17 protein-coding genes are annotated in these 16281 nt (G+C 42.4%); 3 read left to right on the top strand and 14 right to left on the bottom strand.

All coding sequences use genetic code 11. The features are described 5' to 3' along the window. Positions 1-78 precede the first annotated feature (78 nt). The 5 genes from ACKI39_RS00785 to ACKI39_RS00765 all read right to left on the bottom strand — a co-directional run bounded on the left by ACKI39_RS00785 (position 79) and on the right by ACKI39_RS00765 (position 4095). Complete coding sequence (locus ACKI39_RS00785; protein WP_407396680.1) at positions 79-351, bottom strand: BrnT family toxin; 273 nt, start codon at positions 349-351, stop codon at positions 79-81. A 474-nt stretch (positions 352-825) separates the two neighbouring features. Further along, complete coding sequence (locus tag ACKI39_RS00780; RefSeq protein WP_407396678.1) at positions 826-1401, bottom strand: hypothetical protein; 576 nt, start codon at positions 1399-1401, stop codon at positions 826-828. Next, the gene (locus tag ACKI39_RS00775) at positions 1398-2033 is read right to left on the bottom strand and encodes a hypothetical protein (protein WP_407396676.1); all 636 of its coding nucleotides are present in this window, start codon (positions 2031-2033) and stop codon (positions 1398-1400) included. The genes ACKI39_RS00780 and ACKI39_RS00775 overlap by 4 nt, the downstream gene beginning before the upstream one ends. A gap of 288 nt (positions 2034-2321) precedes the next feature. After that, positions 2322-2597, bottom strand: coding sequence for a hypothetical protein (locus ACKI39_RS00770; RefSeq protein WP_407396674.1), 276 nt, complete (start codon positions 2595-2597; stop codon positions 2322-2324). A 1-nt stretch (position 2598) separates the two neighbouring features. Further along, complete coding sequence (locus tag ACKI39_RS00765) at positions 2599-4095, bottom strand: RHS repeat-associated core domain-containing protein (RefSeq protein WP_407396672.1); 1497 nt, start codon at positions 4093-4095, stop codon at positions 2599-2601. A 96-nt stretch (positions 4096-4191) separates the two neighbouring features. On the opposite strand from ACKI39_RS00765, the gene ACKI39_RS00760 reads away from it, so the two are divergent. The 3 genes from ACKI39_RS00760 to ACKI39_RS00750 are packed head-to-tail and all read left to right on the top strand — an operon-like array spanning position 4192 to position 6908. Continuing rightward, complete coding sequence (locus ACKI39_RS00760) at positions 4192-5178, top strand: ABC transporter substrate-binding protein (RefSeq protein WP_407396670.1); 987 nt, start codon at positions 4192-4194, stop codon at positions 5176-5178. Positions 5179-5181: 3 nt separating this feature from the next. Then, positions 5182-6108: an ABC transporter permease gene (locus tag ACKI39_RS00755; RefSeq protein ID WP_407396668.1), complete on the top strand. Its 927-nt coding sequence runs from the start codon at positions 5182-5184 to the stop codon at positions 6106-6108. After that, positions 6105-6908, top strand: coding sequence for an ABC transporter ATP-binding protein (locus tag ACKI39_RS00750; RefSeq protein ID WP_407396666.1), 804 nt, complete (start codon positions 6105-6107; stop codon positions 6906-6908). The genes ACKI39_RS00755 and ACKI39_RS00750 overlap by 4 nt, the downstream gene beginning before the upstream one ends. A gap of 1 nt (position 6909) precedes the next feature. On the opposite strand, the gene ACKI39_RS00745 is transcribed toward ACKI39_RS00750, so the two are convergent. From ACKI39_RS00745 to ACKI39_RS00705, 9 genes are all read right to left on the bottom strand, one after another. Beyond that, positions 6910-7893 carry an LPP20 family lipoprotein gene (locus ACKI39_RS00745; protein ID WP_407396664.1) on the bottom strand — a complete coding sequence of 328 codons (984 nt, stop codon included), beginning with the start codon at positions 7891-7893 and terminating at the stop codon, positions 6910-6912. A 41-nt stretch (positions 7894-7934) separates the two neighbouring features. After that, entirely contained in the window at positions 7935-8534 is a 600-nt protein-coding gene (locus ACKI39_RS00740) for a penicillin-binding protein activator LpoB (RefSeq protein WP_407396662.1), read from the bottom strand. 19 nt (positions 8535-8553) lie between these two features. Beyond that, on the bottom strand, positions 8554-9123 hold the full coding sequence (locus ACKI39_RS00735) for a hypothetical protein (protein WP_407396660.1): 570 nt from the start codon (positions 9121-9123) through the stop codon (positions 8554-8556). 47 nt (positions 9124-9170) lie between these two features. Then, positions 9171-10469: a DUF763 domain-containing protein gene (locus tag ACKI39_RS00730; protein ID WP_407396658.1), complete on the bottom strand. Its 1299-nt coding sequence runs from the start codon at positions 10467-10469 to the stop codon at positions 9171-9173. A 41-nt stretch (positions 10470-10510) separates the two neighbouring features. Next, complete coding sequence (locus tag ACKI39_RS00725) at positions 10511-12340, bottom strand: YgiQ family radical SAM protein (protein WP_407396656.1); 1830 nt, start codon at positions 12338-12340, stop codon at positions 10511-10513. Then, entirely contained in the window at positions 12327-12596 is a 270-nt protein-coding gene (locus tag ACKI39_RS00720) for a hypothetical protein (protein ID WP_407396654.1), read from the bottom strand. The genes ACKI39_RS00725 and ACKI39_RS00720 overlap by 14 nt, the downstream gene beginning before the upstream one ends. A 102-nt stretch (positions 12597-12698) precedes the next feature. Next, positions 12699-14147: a hypothetical protein gene (locus ACKI39_RS00715; RefSeq protein ID WP_407396652.1), complete on the bottom strand. Its 1449-nt coding sequence runs from the start codon at positions 14145-14147 to the stop codon at positions 12699-12701. A gap of 15 nt (positions 14148-14162) precedes the next feature. Next, positions 14163-15728: a hypothetical protein gene (locus tag ACKI39_RS00710; RefSeq protein WP_407396650.1), complete on the bottom strand. Its 1566-nt coding sequence runs from the start codon at positions 15726-15728 to the stop codon at positions 14163-14165. Further along, a complete protein-coding gene (locus tag ACKI39_RS00705) occupies positions 15728-16234 on the bottom strand; it encodes a hypothetical protein (RefSeq protein ID WP_407396648.1) in 507 nt (168 codons plus the stop codon). Before ACKI39_RS00705 ends, ACKI39_RS00710 begins: the two co-directional genes overlap by 1 nt. Positions 16235-16281 lie beyond the last annotated feature (47 nt).

Below are 16281 nucleotides of genomic sequence, written 5' to 3'. Positions count from 1 at the left end.
CAGTCAGAAAAATCTGTGTTCTTAAAGCTTATTGCGGCATTTATTTCTGCTTCTGTCAACGGCGGCAGCTTCTTTACTTCATCTAGCGTCATAGTTTTCATAATACTCTTCCTCCTCATCTTCTTCAGCTTTTCGTGCTGATATGATTCTTGTATTTCCGTTTCTGTCTGTTGCTACAACGAACAGAACCAGCATGTCAGAAACTCGTCCAATTATATTGAACCGTTCTTCTTCAAGCGTTGAATGCTCAACATCAAGTTTTTCAACACGCTTTTCATCAAGAAAAACACGGACTGCCATTTCAAATGAAATGTCGTGTTTCTTCTTGTTTATGTCATTTTTAGTTTCCATGTACATAATAATATGTACATTATCTATCGTCAAGTTTTTCCTAAACTTCTGTATTTTCTGAAGGAAAATGCAAAAGTCGCTCCCGCAGGGCATAGTATAAAACGATTACATCCCTTCCATGACATCGCTTCGGCACGCAGTTTTACGTCCGTGTAAAACTGCTAAACAGAACACGCATTATTTTCATCCGCATTCCTGGCGGCTGTTCGCTTTCGCAAAATAATGAGTGTTCTGTTCACCTCCGCTTGCATTTGTTTTCCAACTTGCGGGAGCTTTGTAAGTTTACTTAAATTCATTGAAAAGTAAATTTTTAACAAGTGTATTTTTCTACTGGCGTTTTAGCAGGTGAACAGAATGTACGTTATATGGCGGAGCGGACTGCAGCCACGACGGCTGCTGAACATAACGCACATTCTGTTTAGGTGTGCAGCCATGGACGGCGGAACACCGGGCCTGCGGGAGTAATTGAAGTTTTTAATTTCCACAGAATATATTTATTATGTCTTCTTCCGTCATACCTGAATAATAATCTTCGCTATCAATTATATTTTGTATATCTAAAAACTTTCTACAGATATAAATAGATATTTCATAATCACTTTTTGTAACAAAATCTTTCTCGGAAGCATTTTCTAAAACTCCTATAAGCATTTCCCTTGCCTTGTCTGTTTGTCCAAGGTAGTAAAGGCAAAGAGCAAATCCCATCGTATGAAACGAAGCTTTTGTTTGATTTTTTTCATATCGTTTATATACATTGGCACATCGATTGAGAAAATCCTCTTTAGTTAAAATTTCCTCATAATAAAGTCTTCTTAACACATAGCATTGCTGTGAATAACCACTGTCCCAATAATCTATATTATACTTTTCTTCTTGAAAAAAACATTCCAGCAGTTTATCAATTTTCTCTTTATCAGCTATTGTATACTCTTGATAATCTATTGATTTTTCAAATTCCCACAATTTTTTTAATCTTTTTTCTTGAGTAGAACATGCCATAATCAATATAACATGAACCACAAGTAAAAAATTTAAAAACAATCTTTTCATTTTAATTTCATCCTATATTTTGAATAATTTATGAAACGTTTATTTATGCCAGCATCTACTGCAATTCCTGCTCTAAAATGTAAATCCACTTCTATAGATTGTGCATTTGTAAAATCGAAATCAAAATTAGCATCACCTATTGCTTTATATGGAGGTCCATTGCTTATAAAAGAGTAGTTAGGATATTGAAAATGTGATTTTCCTACTTTATTTCCATCAACAAATAAAGTTGCATCTCCAAAGAAAACATAATCATCTACTAAATTTTGAGCTACCAAAAAACCGCTTGCAAATATGGACAAACTTTTGTCATTTAAAAATGTCGAACCAGTAAAACTGGATCCTCCATTGACACCAATTCCTTCTACAGGAACATAAGTCCATCTTGAAAAATTATAACTTGAAACAATAGAAGTATTATCCTGTGTTTTTTCTACCACATTTCGTCCATTCCCACTTGATTCAGCATTATCCTGACTAAGTGTATTTCTTTTGCCAACTGTTTCCCCAACTTGAAGTGTTCTTGGATCTCGTGTGAAACCAGACGCCTCTCTCCAATTCGATCCATATTTACCCCAAAGAGTATCTCCTTCTTGTGCTGTTGAAGTTCCATCGGGATTATCAATCCACATACCAGTAGGATCCGTATACCTGACAGGATTGTTGCCGGCGTAGTGGTACAAATTAAAATTGATGTGGGTATCAACTTAAAATTTGCACCTTACACGCGGAAAACTGGCTCCAGAACCTTTCCTTCCCTGAAATTTTTTTCCAAAAACCGGACGATCTGCACTGCAAACCGCCCGGTTTCAGCTCATTTTATGCCTTAGCCATACAAATCACATTTTTTGGATGGCTAAGGTTTTGTGGCAGATTCAGAGGTCTGTGTCATAGCAATAGTATTCAGCATGTTTGAAGATTCAAGAATATTTCGATACCTTCCACAAGTCAATTTCTCTATAAGCCATATAGCCACAAGGCATCTGATACAATTCATTAACTGATTCATCAATCATACAAATTTCTTCAAGACTTACCAACACGGCATTTGTTTCATCAATTTGTATTTTCCCCAAAAATTGCCACATTCCATCATCGCTATCATGATATACTGTCGTTATAATATCAGTTTTATTAATAATATTACTTGTTGTAATAACCATCGTATTTTTATCTTCTTTAAATAAAAATTTCATCTTATTCCACCTTGTTTGATTTCATTATATTTTCTTGCCTTGATAGAACTTGAGCATTACTAAAACTATTTGATCCACCCAAGCTTTTAGGATAAATATGATCGATTTGCCATTCATCAGGACTTGGAGTTACTCCTTTCATGCTTTTTGTAGGAGGAACCAAAAGCCTTCCATCACCATCTGAACGTACTACACCTCCATTTCGTTTCATGTTTTCTTCGATAATTGCTTTTTTTTGTGCTGGTGTAAAAGGCTTCCCTGGACCAACGGACGGAGAATCAGTCAAGTTTGCATAAGGCCCTTTTGAAACTGTTTTTGAACCATTTGAAACAGCCTTAGACAGCCCAGAAATAACTTTTGGAGCCACTTCTTCTATGACTGCACCGACCATAGCACCCGCTGCACCTCCTGCAGCAGCCATGGCCATTCCTTCAACCGACCCCTGTTCTCCGGCCACCAATTTTTCTGCACAGTATCCGGCTGTACCTGCCATAGCCGACCCGGCAATTTGTGCTCCAAGAGACATGCCGCATGTAGCGGCAGCTAAGCCTCCGGTAACAGCTCCACCTGCAGCGGCTGCGGCAATGTGCTTCAGGTCTCCTCCTGCAGCCCAAGCAGCTGCAGCTCCCAAAGCAGCACCAACTCCAGCGCCTACAAGAATATGGATTGCATTCCCATCCGGATCCGTGTACTTCACCGGATTGTTGCCGGCGTAGTGGTACAAATTAAAATTGATGTGGTTATAGGCTCCGCCCATGCCAGGCAGGCTTCCAGCATCCTTCGAATTTCCCTTTCCGGCTCCAGGGATGTATTCCCCAAGCGCCGGGTCGGTGCTTATCCATGTGGAGTACTTTGGGTCCAGGTAGCGCGCACCGTAGTAGTAGAGTCCGGTCTCCTCGTCCTTTTCCTTGGCGCTGAACTTGTACGGCAGGTATTCAAGCCCCCTGTTGTCTGTACGCTCTATCCAGGTTTCTCCGTATGGCGTGTATTCTATGCGCTGGTATTCATCCCCCTTGTAGTCGGTAATCATGGATGCAGATCCAAGATGGTCCGAATGATAGAAGTACTGCTGCACCTCTTCTGCATCCGCCCATACATCGTTGGCCATACGCAGCTTGGTGACGATTCTTGTCTCTCCAAGGTACACGTTCTTTGCATACTGTCCGCCGTGAATGCGGTTTCCGGCATCCGTATGAAGCGTCCACATCCTGTTGAAATACAGGGTTTCGCCCGATGCTGTGTACTTGTTCGTGCGTTCTCCGCCCTCACTGTAAATATAAGATGTGGTGTAGTTTGCGTCAACACTGGATACAAGCCTGTTGCGTTCATCCCAGCCGTAGACCCTCTTGTAATGAGATTTAAGTTTATTTACATCCCCGCTGTCATCGCGGAACAAAGCCCACCCGTAATCCGTTGAATACACATCATCCGATTCTCGATTGATTCTACCCTTCACTACGCTCAGGTTCAGCAGAGGAATGTAATGCTTCCCTATCAAAAATTCATTAGCTAACCTTTTTAATATGATTTTAAAAACCTTTGACTTTTACCATTTCCTTTGTTACTATTGATAGAAACAAAGGAAGGTAATCTTATGAAAAAAATCATTTTTACACTTACAGCCGCTGCTCTTCTTCTTGGCAGCGCATTCGCAAAGCCTGCTAAGGGCAAGAAAGTTAAGATCGGTATCGCAAAGATTGTTCAGCACGTTGCCCTCGATGACGTTGAGCGTGGCGTAATGGATGCAATCAAGGATGCTGGAATCGATGCAGAATATGACCTCCAGAATGCAAACGGAGACGTTGGAACCGCAGCACAGATCGCTGCACAGTACAAGGCAGAAAAAGTAAACGTTGCAGTCGGTATTGCAACACCGATCGCTGTTTCCCTTGCAACAACACTCAAGAACATTCCTGTTGTCTTTGGAACAGTTACTGACCCAGTCGGCGCAGGACTTGTCTCTACAACAGCCCATGGTGAACGCAATGTTACAGGCATGAGCGATGCAATTCCTACAGAACAGCACATCAAGCTCTTTAAGGAAGTTGCTGGAATCAAGACACTCGGCTACATCTACACAAGCAACGAAGACAATTCCGCAAGTGCCCTCGCCCTTGTTGAAAAGGGATGCAAGGAAGCAGGAATCAAGCTTGTGACACAGAGCATTACAAAGTCTGACGAAGTAAAGGCAGCCTGTGAAGCAATCGTCGGTCGCTGTGATGGACTTTACCTTTCAACAGACAACACTGTTTTCAGCGCCATCGCATCTGTTGTAAGCGTATTCGGAAAAGCAAAGAAGCCTGTATTCTCAGGTGACGTAACAGCAGCCCGTCAGGGTGGAATTTTCATGGCATCTGGTTTCAACTATTACAAGGCTGGACGCGCAACAGGAGAAATGGTCGTTAAGATCCTCAACGGCGCAAAGCCTGCAAGCCTCCCAGTCCGCTTCATGACAGACCCATCTGACAGCGATTTCCTCATTGACCTTGACACTGCGGCAAACTGCGGAATCAACGTTGATGAAAAGCTCATCAAGCAGGCTAATCTCATTTTCCAGAACGGAAAGCTTACAGAAAAATAAAGTATGCTTAATTCAATTTTGATAGAAGGCCTCATCTACGGAATCATGGTACTTGGGGTCTTCTCTACTTTCAGAGTCCTCAACTTCTGCGACATGACTGTGGATGGAAGCTTTCCTCTTGGCGCCTGTGTTCTTGCAGCCTGCCTTACTTTAGGCATGTCTCCTGCAGCTGCCATCATGATTGCTTTTCTTTCTGGACTCGTGGCAGGACTTGTTACAAGTGCAATCTACACAAAACTTAAGATCCCTGATCTGCTTGCTGGTATCCTCACCATGACCATGCTATATTCAGTCAACCTGAGGATAATGTCAAACAAGGCAAACATTTCATTTCTTAAGATAGAAACACTATTTTCAAAGATTCAGGACAGAGCATACGATCTCTTTTTTGACATGGGACTTGAACTTGATGTTGAATGGGGACTCGTATTCTTCCTTATCATCTTTGTTGTAGTTTTAAAGCTGCTCATGGACCTTTTCTACCACACGGACCTTGGACTTACCATGGGTGCCCTTGGATCAAATCCACAGCTCATAGTTTCCCAGGGTGTGAATCCTGACATTGTAAGAACCATCGGAATCTGTTTTGGAAACGGACTTGCCGCCCTTGCTGGAAGCTTTGCCGCAATGTACAACGGCTTTGCCGATGTTGGAATGGGAACTGGAATTGTTGTTTCAGGTCTTGCATCCTTAATGCTCGGTGAGTTCATCATCAAGTCAAACAGGATCGGGCTCCAGACGCTGCGCGTGTTCATCGGTTCCATCGTTTACCGTGCCCTCATGATTCTTGCAAGAAGCTATGGATACAAAGTGCACATCACTCCTAACGACCTAAAGCTTGTAACGGGCATACTCATCATTGCCTGCCTCATCGTTTCAAGAACAAATCTTTTGGATCGCTTTAAGAAAGACAAAGGAGAGGCAAAATGATTGAACTCAAAGACATCAACATCGTTTTCAACAAAAACACTCCGGATGAAAATCACGCCCTAAAAAACATAAACCTTAAAATCAACAGGGGAGATTTCATTACTGTCATCGGATCCAACGGTGCAGGTAAATCAACCTTGTACAATGTGATTGCTGGAACCTATTCTGCAACCAGCGGAACAATCCTCCGTGAAACAGAAAAAGGAATCGAAGACATCACAAAAGAAAAGGAATACAAAAGGGCCCGTTACATCGGCCGTATTTTCCAGAATCCACTTTTGGGAACTGCTGGGAAAATGTCCCTTGAAGACAACATGGTCATAGCATCAAAAAAAGGATTCAAGGGATTGAAAATAAGCTTGAACTCAAAGCTCCGCGAGGAATTCAAAAAGCAGGTTTCTGTTCTGGACATGGGTCTTGAAAACAGATTGAATGACAACGTTGAACAGTTCTCTGGCGGACAGCGACAGGCCCTTACACTTTTGATGGCAGTAATGTCTAAGCCTGATCTGCTTTTGCTTGACGAGCATACAGCCGCCCTTGATCCGACAAATGCCGCAATTGTAATGGAGCTTACGAAAAAATTTGCCGCGGAATACAACCTTACGGTAATGATGGTAACCCACAACATGCAGCACGCCCTTGATTATGGAACGCGCCTTTTGATGATGGACGGTGGAGAAATAATTCTGGACATCGACAAGGAAGAAAAAGCCAACCTGACCATGGATGATCTTGTAGAAAAGTTCAGGTCAATAAAAAACAAGGGACTTGTCAGCGACAAGATGCTCCTGCAGTAGTTTATTCAGTCCTCATGTTGCCAAGGAATTTACCAAAGCTGTTTCCGCAATCGGATTTTACTTTGCTTGCCATGGCACGTTGGGTCTTTGAAGGAAGAAGTTCCCTGCTGCCCGAGCTTTCCCTGCCATTGAAGGAAGTTGACCAAAGGAATTCCATTTCCTGCTCATCCTTAAGCTGACCTTCAAAGCTGTAGATGCACTGAACGGTTTTCTTGTTGTCAGCTTCGCGTTCAAATTTTTCCATCTTTGCAAAAAATGTGTAACGGCTTTCACTTGAATCTGTAACACGGAATCCATAGGCCCCAAACATTTCTGAAACTGCCTGGAACATCTTAGCATCTTCATCTCCGACAATCTTAACAAAAATTGGAATAGCCCTTGCTATGTCCAGCATCTGCGAACGGACAGAAGCCGTCGTATAGAGCTGTTTCTTTATTCCCTCTGCAGATTTAACATTGATCACTTCAAGTTTTGAAAGCATCTTTTCATCAAGCTCCGCAATTTCACGGGCAAAGTCGAAACGGGCATAGGTTTCCAAAGTGTAAAGCTCAGAAGGCTTTGATGCACAGAGAAGATTTTCAATCCTACTATTGTTTGCCATTATGGAAGTAAGCAGAATCTCTTCCGTCTTTTTTTTGTTCATTACGGCAAGTGCATAGAACTTCTTTTCTTCGCTGTAGTATTCCTTGAGTTCAATTCCAATAAGGTCTTCTACCGCAACACGCTGCATGATGTCCTTTGAAAAATCTGCGGACATACCAGTAGAAATCGTTCCGTTTGCTTCTGCCTGCTTCAACCTTGAAGAAGTAGACGATGCAGAGCGGACATTGCGACCAAAAATTGCAGCCAGATTTTCAACAGCAGAAAGTTCGGCCTGCTGCTGTGTCTTGCCATTTCCAACTGCAGAAAAATAATCCTGGGCTGGATACACCTTTGAAGGATTCTTTACCCACTGAGGAGTCTTTGCAAAAACTGCTGAGGACAAAACGGAAACTAAAAATATTACGGAAAACTTACGCATGGCGTTTATTTCTTCTTCTGATTCTTGATTTCTTTCTTGATTTCGTCGTTCTCACCCTGCCAGATGATCTTGTTTGTCTCGATGCTAGAAAGAGTGACGTTTACAAAATATGCTCTTACGGATTTTTTGCCTTCCTTCTGGACGATGGATTTTACCGTTCCTGTAAGCATGAAATCTGCTCCAGCCTCGTTGTCCATTGCCTTTGCAGTTTCAAGACTGGCATGCTGTTCCTGATCAATCTTTTCGTCCCTGAGCTGTTCGCGTTCATCCCTTGAAACTACGAACTCAAGGACACCTGAATTTATGATCGCTGAACGAAGCCTTTTTTCGATGATTGAAGTATCAATATGCTCGTTGCTGCCGTTCACAATTTTACCGACGATTACAAGTCCAGGCCTTCCATTCTCTTCCTCAAACCTTGCGATTCTTGGAGAACTGACACATTCCTCAATAAGTGAATCACAGACAATGCGGACATCGGTATCATTCCAGTATCCGTCAAGATCTATGACCTTGTCGCTTGAAACTCTTTTGACCTTTGTTCCAGCGGCGAAAGCTCCCATCACAGCAGCTGCAACCATGGCGATTCCAATAATCTTTTTCATTTAAAACCTCTCTTGTATTTTATTCGTTGATTTCATTTATTACATTCTTAAGCTGAACTTCATAAAGATCTGAGTCCATGACCCATACTGAATAGTAATTGAATTTCACCTGATAGTCACTTTCTTTTTTTGCTTTTTTTACACCTTTTTTCAAGGTGCCGTTCTTAATCCAGAATGAAGACATTTTCTGAAGTCCTCTGATTTCACTTTGAGAAAACACTTCCTGAACCTTAAGCATGCTGATTTCAGCCATGTCGTTGTCGGCAATGGTGACTTCATTGATTTCCGAAGTCATTTCCCTTGAGATTTCCTCGGTGACACCAGCTACATCGTCAAACATTTCAAGCATCTCAAGATTGTCACCAGATACCTGTACTGTCCAAACCTTGTAGCCTTCAAGCTCCAGTTCCTTGATTACCGTATTCCTGTCAGACTGAGCGATGGCAGTGACCCACGCTGGAATTTCACCTCCTTCGTCCCTATACTGCCAGTCAAGGACCACAGGAGAATTTCTGCTGATTTTTTTTGCAGCCGACCCAAAGGAAAAAATAAACGCAAGCTGGATTAAAATAATAAATGCTTTTTTCATTCTATAATTCCTAAACAACTGAATTCAAATTTGGTTTCCTTCAATCCTTAACATTCTGATCTGCCTTCCCATCCTGGCATATTCAATCTTTCATGCTCAAGGACAGCCTCAAAATCCGCCCGTGGATCGCAGTGCTCCTCTATCTCAAGCTGGGTCCTATGAAGTCGGTTGATGCATTCGCTTTTTTCCTTGTAACCGAGCCGCGACCTTTCAATGGCGTCACCGAGAATCCTGATGCTTTCATCATAAATGCGTAACGGTACTGGAAATGGATGTCCGTCCTTTCCACCGTGGGCAAAGCTGAAACGGGCAGGATCACGGAATCGGCTTGGTGTACCGTTGATTACTTCACTAACTAACGTTAGTGACTGTAAAGTTCTTGGACCAAGACCAGGCGTTAATAGAAGGCTTTCAAAATCCTTGGGATCGCTTTCATAGGCCGTTGCAAGAACCCCGCCAAGACGCTTCAAATCTACATCTTCTGCCCTTACATCGTGGTGTGCAGGCATTACGATATTTCGGCTAACGACTGGTGGAAGCATTTCTTCCGTTAGGCTAACTTTCGTTAGTTTATGTTCGGTGTCCTCAAAAAGCTCCAGCTGCTGCTTTTCCGCCTTTATCACCGCCTCTGAAACACCATGATTCTGGATGTCCCTTATCTCGCTGATTATCCGATCAGGATTTTCCTTTGAAAGGTCAAGGATGGAAGAACGGGTTTCCTTTGCATCACTGTCCGTAAGATTCAATATGTATTTCTGGTTTTCACCAGTAATTCCCGTGTGAGGATCTTCTACAAAGCTCTTTAGATTTTCAGAACACCAGTGATAGCGGCGTGCAGTTTTTGTGGCGCTGTTCATTCCCTGCTGAACAACCGTCCAGTCACCCTCATCGCTTACAATGAAATTGTGCTGGTAAAGCTGGAACCCATCCTGGACCGCAGTGCTGTCAACCTTTGCCACAAGCTTGCTGTTGCGTACAAGACCGTTTCCATCAAGGCCAGCCATGTTGCTTACAAACTCAAGTTCTTCCGGAGTCTTTCGTGAATATTTTCCGCGGCCGCCGCAGACAACAAGACCAAAGTCTTTTGCACGAGCATTAATTCCGCGCTTAAGGGCATACATAACGCTGGTCGTAATTCCGCTTGAATGCCAGTCCATTCCAAGAACAGCACCGAGAGACTGAAACCAGAGCGGGTCACTCAATCGGCGGAGAACTTCTTTTTTTCCATACTGAAGGATCAGGGCTTCTACAATCAAAGTGCCCATGTCACGCATTCTGTCCGCAAGCCATTTTGGGACTATTCCCGAATGAAGAGGAAGATCAGCATGTCCTGTGTTTCTTGGCATAAATTTTTCCTTTTATCAAACCACAGATGGCAAAGCAATCATCACCTGCCCAGTAAAACCTTAATCAAGTCTGCCCTTCCAGCTTCACGCAAAGCTTCCTTAACAAGGTTTGCATTCTCGCGTTTATTGAACTGGAGCAAGGCACGCTGTAGACGGCGCTCATGTCCACCACGGGCAACGTAGACTTTCTCAAGATGTCCGTCGCCGCCTTCCTTGTGGGGATTGAAGCCTGTGTAATACATTGCCGTAGCAAGACTTCCGGGAGTTGGATAGAAATCCTGAACCTGATCCGGAACGAATCCCGTCTTTTTAAGATAAAGGGCGGTTTCAATTGCTTCGTTTAAACCAGCCCCAGGATGCCCCGCAATATAATATGGAACAAGGTACTGCTTCATTCCACATTCTTTATTGGTCTTCTCATATTCCTTTGCAAAGTCCTCGTAGACCTTGTGGGTGCTTTTCCTCATCAATGAAAGGACATTATCGCTTACATGCTCCGGCGCAACCTTAAGCTGGCCCGAGATGTGGTGCATTACAAGTTCCTTAAAGAAAGTCTTGTCCTTGTCCATCATCAGGTAGTCAAAGCGGATTCCCGAACGGATGAATACTTTCTTTACCTTTGGAAGCTCGCGGAGTTTTCTTAGAAGCGAAACATAATCCGTGTGGTCGACCTTTACATTGGGACAAGGATTTACGCCCATGCAGTCACGGTTAGGACAAGCACCGGCCTTTGCCTGTTTTTCGCAGGCATCGTGTCGGAAGTTTGCAGTAGGACCACCAACATCGTGAATGTATCCCTTAAAGTCCTTGTCTTCCGTCATGCGCTTGGCTTCTTCTATCAAACTTTCATGGCTTCTTGCCTGAATGCGCCGTCCCTGATGGAAAGTGATGGCACAGAAAGAACATGCTCCAAAGCATCCGCGGCAACTCGTAAGGCTGAACTTTACTTCCGAAAGGGCTGGAATTCCAGTCTTGTTGTTTTCCGCAGGCTCGTCATACATTGGATGCCAGCGACGGGTAAAGGGAAGCTCATAAACCTTGTCAAATTCTTCAGTTGTCAAAGGAAGTGCTGCCGGCATCTGGACAACAAAACGGGTGTCCGCAGGTTCAACCAGAATTTTTCCGTTGATGGCATCCGTATTCTGTTCCTGAGTCGAATAGCTTCGGGCAAAAAGCTCCTTGCTTTCTTCCGTGTTTTTGGAAATGTCCTGATAGGACGGAAGCCAGATTGCATCCTCTGGAATTTCTTCTTTTTTGCTTGTATACCAGCATGTTCCGCGCACACCCCGGATTTGGCGGGCAGGAACACCTTCCTTTAGAAGGGCCGCAATTTCAAGCAAAGAATGTTCACCCATTCCGTACATGAGAAGATCTGCCTTTGAATCAAGAAGAATGGAACGCTTTACGGTATTGGTCCAATAGTCATAATGGGAAGTACGCCTCAAGCTTGCTTCTATTCCACCGATAAGTACATTGACTCCCTTATAGGCCTCGCGGATTTTCTGGACATAGATGCTTGTTGCGCGGTCAGGCCTGTGACCTTTTACTCCACCGTGGGCATAGACATCTTCAGAGCGCGGTTTGTTGTTGGCCGTATAGTTTGAAACCATGCTGTCCATGGCACCTGCGCTTACAAGAAAACCAAGCTTAGGCTGCCCAAACTGGCGGAACACTTCAACGTCCTTCCAATCTGGCTGCGCAAGTATGGCGACAGTGTATCCGTTTGCTTCAAGAAGACGGCCAAGAAGCGCCGATGCAAAGCTTGGATGATCAACGTATGCGTCCCCAGAAACAAATACGAAATCTACCTGAGAAATATTCCTGTCAATGAGATCCTGCTTGCAGACAGGAAGAAAATCACTGTTTCTCAAGTTCCTTTCTTTCCTTTGCAAGCTTTCGTATCAGAACCGTCACATAGGCAAAAATGCCGATGTCGGCAGCCATGATAATTCCGATTACGATGAAATAAAGAATGGAAGCAGTTCCTTCCTTGTATGAATCATAAAAGTAATAGCAGAGGAGAGCAAACAGAGCCGCCATAAGGGTACGGCTGTTTTCAAATTTCTTCATCTTTGCCTTGATGGCATCCACGTTGCTGTCTGCAACTTCATTTTTATTTTCCGACATACCTTAATGATAAATGTAATTGTCAAAAAATTCAATTTTGAAAGGAACCAAGAAATGCTTTCATGTGAGTGAAGCGTCTGGGTATTAAACACTCCGCGCGAATCAATCCATGATCATCCTTAAACTTCTATTGTCTAAAGATCTGCTCATGTCGGGGTCTCCAGAGAATGGGCCATCGTTTACATCAACAGATGATCCCGAATCATATTCTACAACCTGATTGATGAGATAACCATCCTGGAAATAGAAATGATTTTGGTAATTGGAATCTTCCATTAAATCCAAAGATTCTTCCGACTTCCTTTTGAAATAGGTTTCCTTGCTTATGTAAAACTTTCCGTCTATCTGGTTGTTGTATTCATCAGCTTTTGAGTTTCCCGGTGTATCCTGAATCTTTGGATATGGTGCATAAGAAAAACTTGTCTTCTGCTGTGTACTATCACCATAGATAAACAGGTAAGCTCTTAACCTGTTCCTTGTTTCCGGAATGATACTTACGGTTTTTATTCTGTCACCAACCTCTGAAAAATCTTCATTGGTATTGAATTCACTCTGAAGTATGAAGCCGTTTTCATAAAGTTCCGTGTCCCAGCTCATCTTGTAGAGCGTATACAATGTGTTTGTAATTCTATCTGAAGATGCTTCAAAGAAATTGATTGTCCTGTTGACCTGATACCATTCTGTTTTGGTAGGGTCATATTTATCATCAGGGATTAAATTCCTGTAGGAAAATTTTGGAGCCTTATTCAAGGTAAAGGTGAAATCCCCATTCAAATCTGTATCAGCGTTGATGTTGCTGGCGTTGCAGGTAAGACCATAAGTCCAATATTCAGTTTCCTGGAAAGCAACATTTTTAAGTTTATTATTATCAACTTCGATCACCCTGTAGTATGAAACAGAGTTATCAGTTTCCGGGCTAAAGCATAATCGTACATTCTTGTAAACCGATGGATTGGAACCTTCAGATAGCTTCTTGTATTCGATTGTTGTATTTACAACAGAATCAACAAAACCGTCAAAGATAATGTCACATGGTTTATCTTTTTTTAGGTTTCCACTGTCATCGAAATCATATGTAACTGCAAGCTGGGAGCTGTATACTCCGGATTTTACTTTCGTGTAATAACTTTTTTCAACAGGCTTTTGCTTTCCTTCTGAATCCACAGAACAAAGAATGGAAACATATCTACCAGTTTCACTGTCTTTGTTATAACTGATTCTGTCAAAATCAGCTAAAAGTTCATTTTTAATGGCATTTCCAAGAGGACAGTCTTCGGCTTCATCCTTGCTGTAATAGAAAAACTCAATTGTATCCAGCAATACACCACTGGATTTATATTCCCTTATTTCCTTATAGTCCGAATAATTGTATTTGTCATAGACATATTCTGTAAAGGATTTGAGTTGAAGGGAGCTTGATAATTCCTTGTATACAACATCTGAATCTATTGATCTGCCATCATCACCGCCTACGCTGCTTGAACAGGAGATGCCCAACAATGAGTAAACAACAAATATCACTGAAAAAATAATTGCATTTGCTTTTTTCATGTTCTTTGCCCCCCCCTAGAGATCCCATTTTCCATTTGCAAATGGTGAAGAATAATTTATCGAAGGTTTTCCATTTCCTGTTGTACTCCAGAGGGTTCGGTCAATATTCAGAAGGTCAAAGGAAACTACGTTCTTGAATGCAGACAGCTTTACATTGGCATAATATCCGAGGGAAACCTTTCCCATAAGCTGCCAACCGCTGATTGCCTCAAGGTCGTCAAACTTCTTCTTTGCAGCCTCCATATTTGTTTTCATTAATCCTGCGTCTGGGTTGTTGACATCAAGGGAGTCGTACAGTGTTTTGTATTCATCTGTTTCAGAATTTACCTTTGTCCAGGCTCCTCCTATATTTGCAGTAAGCTTTCCACCGCCAGTTGCTTTAAGTTCAAGAATGTTCATTCCAAAGAAAATCAAACCGGCTTTAGCTGAAGGACCAAGGGTCATGCTTCCCGTTAAACAGATTACGACCTGATGAGCATCCGGTTCCCATGAAATATCATCTGCGTTTGTATTGCTTGGAATAAATGCAAGGTTGATGTTTGAGAAGACATTTGAGTGATGCATGGATCTACTGTAATACTGGTAGTCTACACTTACGCCTCCATTGACAGAAAAATCAATGAAAAATCCTGCATATGGTCCACTGGATCCCTCTCCCCAGGAAAGTCCTGGAATTGCAACCGATGCATTTGTCTTGATTGCCCCAGTAACATTCAATCCGGCTCCAAATTCAACATCCCTGTACCAGTCATATTTTACATAACCAGGTGTGTAATAGGTTGTCCACTTCCACATTTTCCAGGTGCCATGGGTGTCGATTCCTGTCTTTGCATAGGCCGCAGAATAGACAGCCTTGTTCTGCCAGCATTTGTATCTGACCTGAGGAGTAATTGAAACCTGTGCCGTTGAAGATATTGAGCTTTCTCTTTTGGACATCATGGCTTTTGCACCTTCAAGTTCCTCTACGGTTTTATCATCATGCGCATCCCTTGCTTCTCTTATGGCGTTATCAGTCATTTTCTTAAGGTCATCAAATGAACCTTTGTTGAAAAGAGACTTTCCCTTAGGAGAAATTGTAAAGCTCCATTTAGTATATCCTTCGCTGGTTGGCATAACCGTATCAAGCATGGTTTTTGTAACGGCCGGGGATCTTGTCATTGACTCTGGATTTTCAAATTCCAATTCAGGTGGATCAAATCGTTCAGCAAATGCATCCCTTTCTTCTATTGCAGCACTAAAATCCGCAGTCTGTTCTGGAATCTGAATGCCATCAAACACTTCCCTTACTTCCGGTGTAATGGCATTGATTGAGATGCTATTCCCTGATCTTGTAATGCTTACAACTTTTTTTGCTTTTCCGTTGACATCAATAAAAATGTCACCAACTTCAAGATCAAGGGGACTTGTGGTAACTGCCTTTCCTCTTGAAATATTTTCGCGGATACCAATATCTGAGAAATCCTTAATTTTGGCAGACAGTATGAGAATGGAATCATGAATAAGACCATCAATTGCAAAGGCAGAAGAAAGGATTGTGGCGCTGAATGCAAGTGCAAAAAATCTTTTTGAAAATGTTTTCATTAGAATTCTCCTTTGCAGATGATGTTGTTTTTATCATCGATTCTGAAAATGCTCGTAAGGTTTCCGTTTTCGTCATACTGATATTCAACAATATCTGGACTGCTGTTTTCGTAGGATGCAGCAGCGCGGGTAGTTCCGTTATATGTTTTATGAATTTTCTTAACCTTTCTAGGCGCCATTGTTTCCTCAGCAATCAATGAACGTGTGGCACCTGTTTCTTCTTCATAGCTGATTGTGTATGAACCTCTTGCAGAATCAGAGACCGCTACAGAACGCAGGTCCTCATTGTTGTAGGTATAAAGCTTGTTGACGGTAACTCCGGTCTCCGCACTTGTGTAGGTGGCACTGGTGATGTTCCTTGTTCCTTCATCAACGGTCATTACAGTCTGACCGTCATCAGAATTGATTGTAATCGTAATGGCAGAACTAGACTGTCTTTCAACGGTCTGGTTGTAGCAGCCCAGCAATGTAAAAGAAAGTACGACTAATAATAGAAATTTTTTCATAGAATCTCCTTAAAACTCAGCTAAAAACCTGCTCATTTAAGTTATAA

The organism is Treponema sp., from assembly GCF_045641405.1.
GTDB lineage: Bacteria > Spirochaetota > Spirochaetia > Treponematales > Treponemataceae > Treponema_D.
This window is presented reverse-complemented; position numbering and strand designations above follow the sequence as displayed.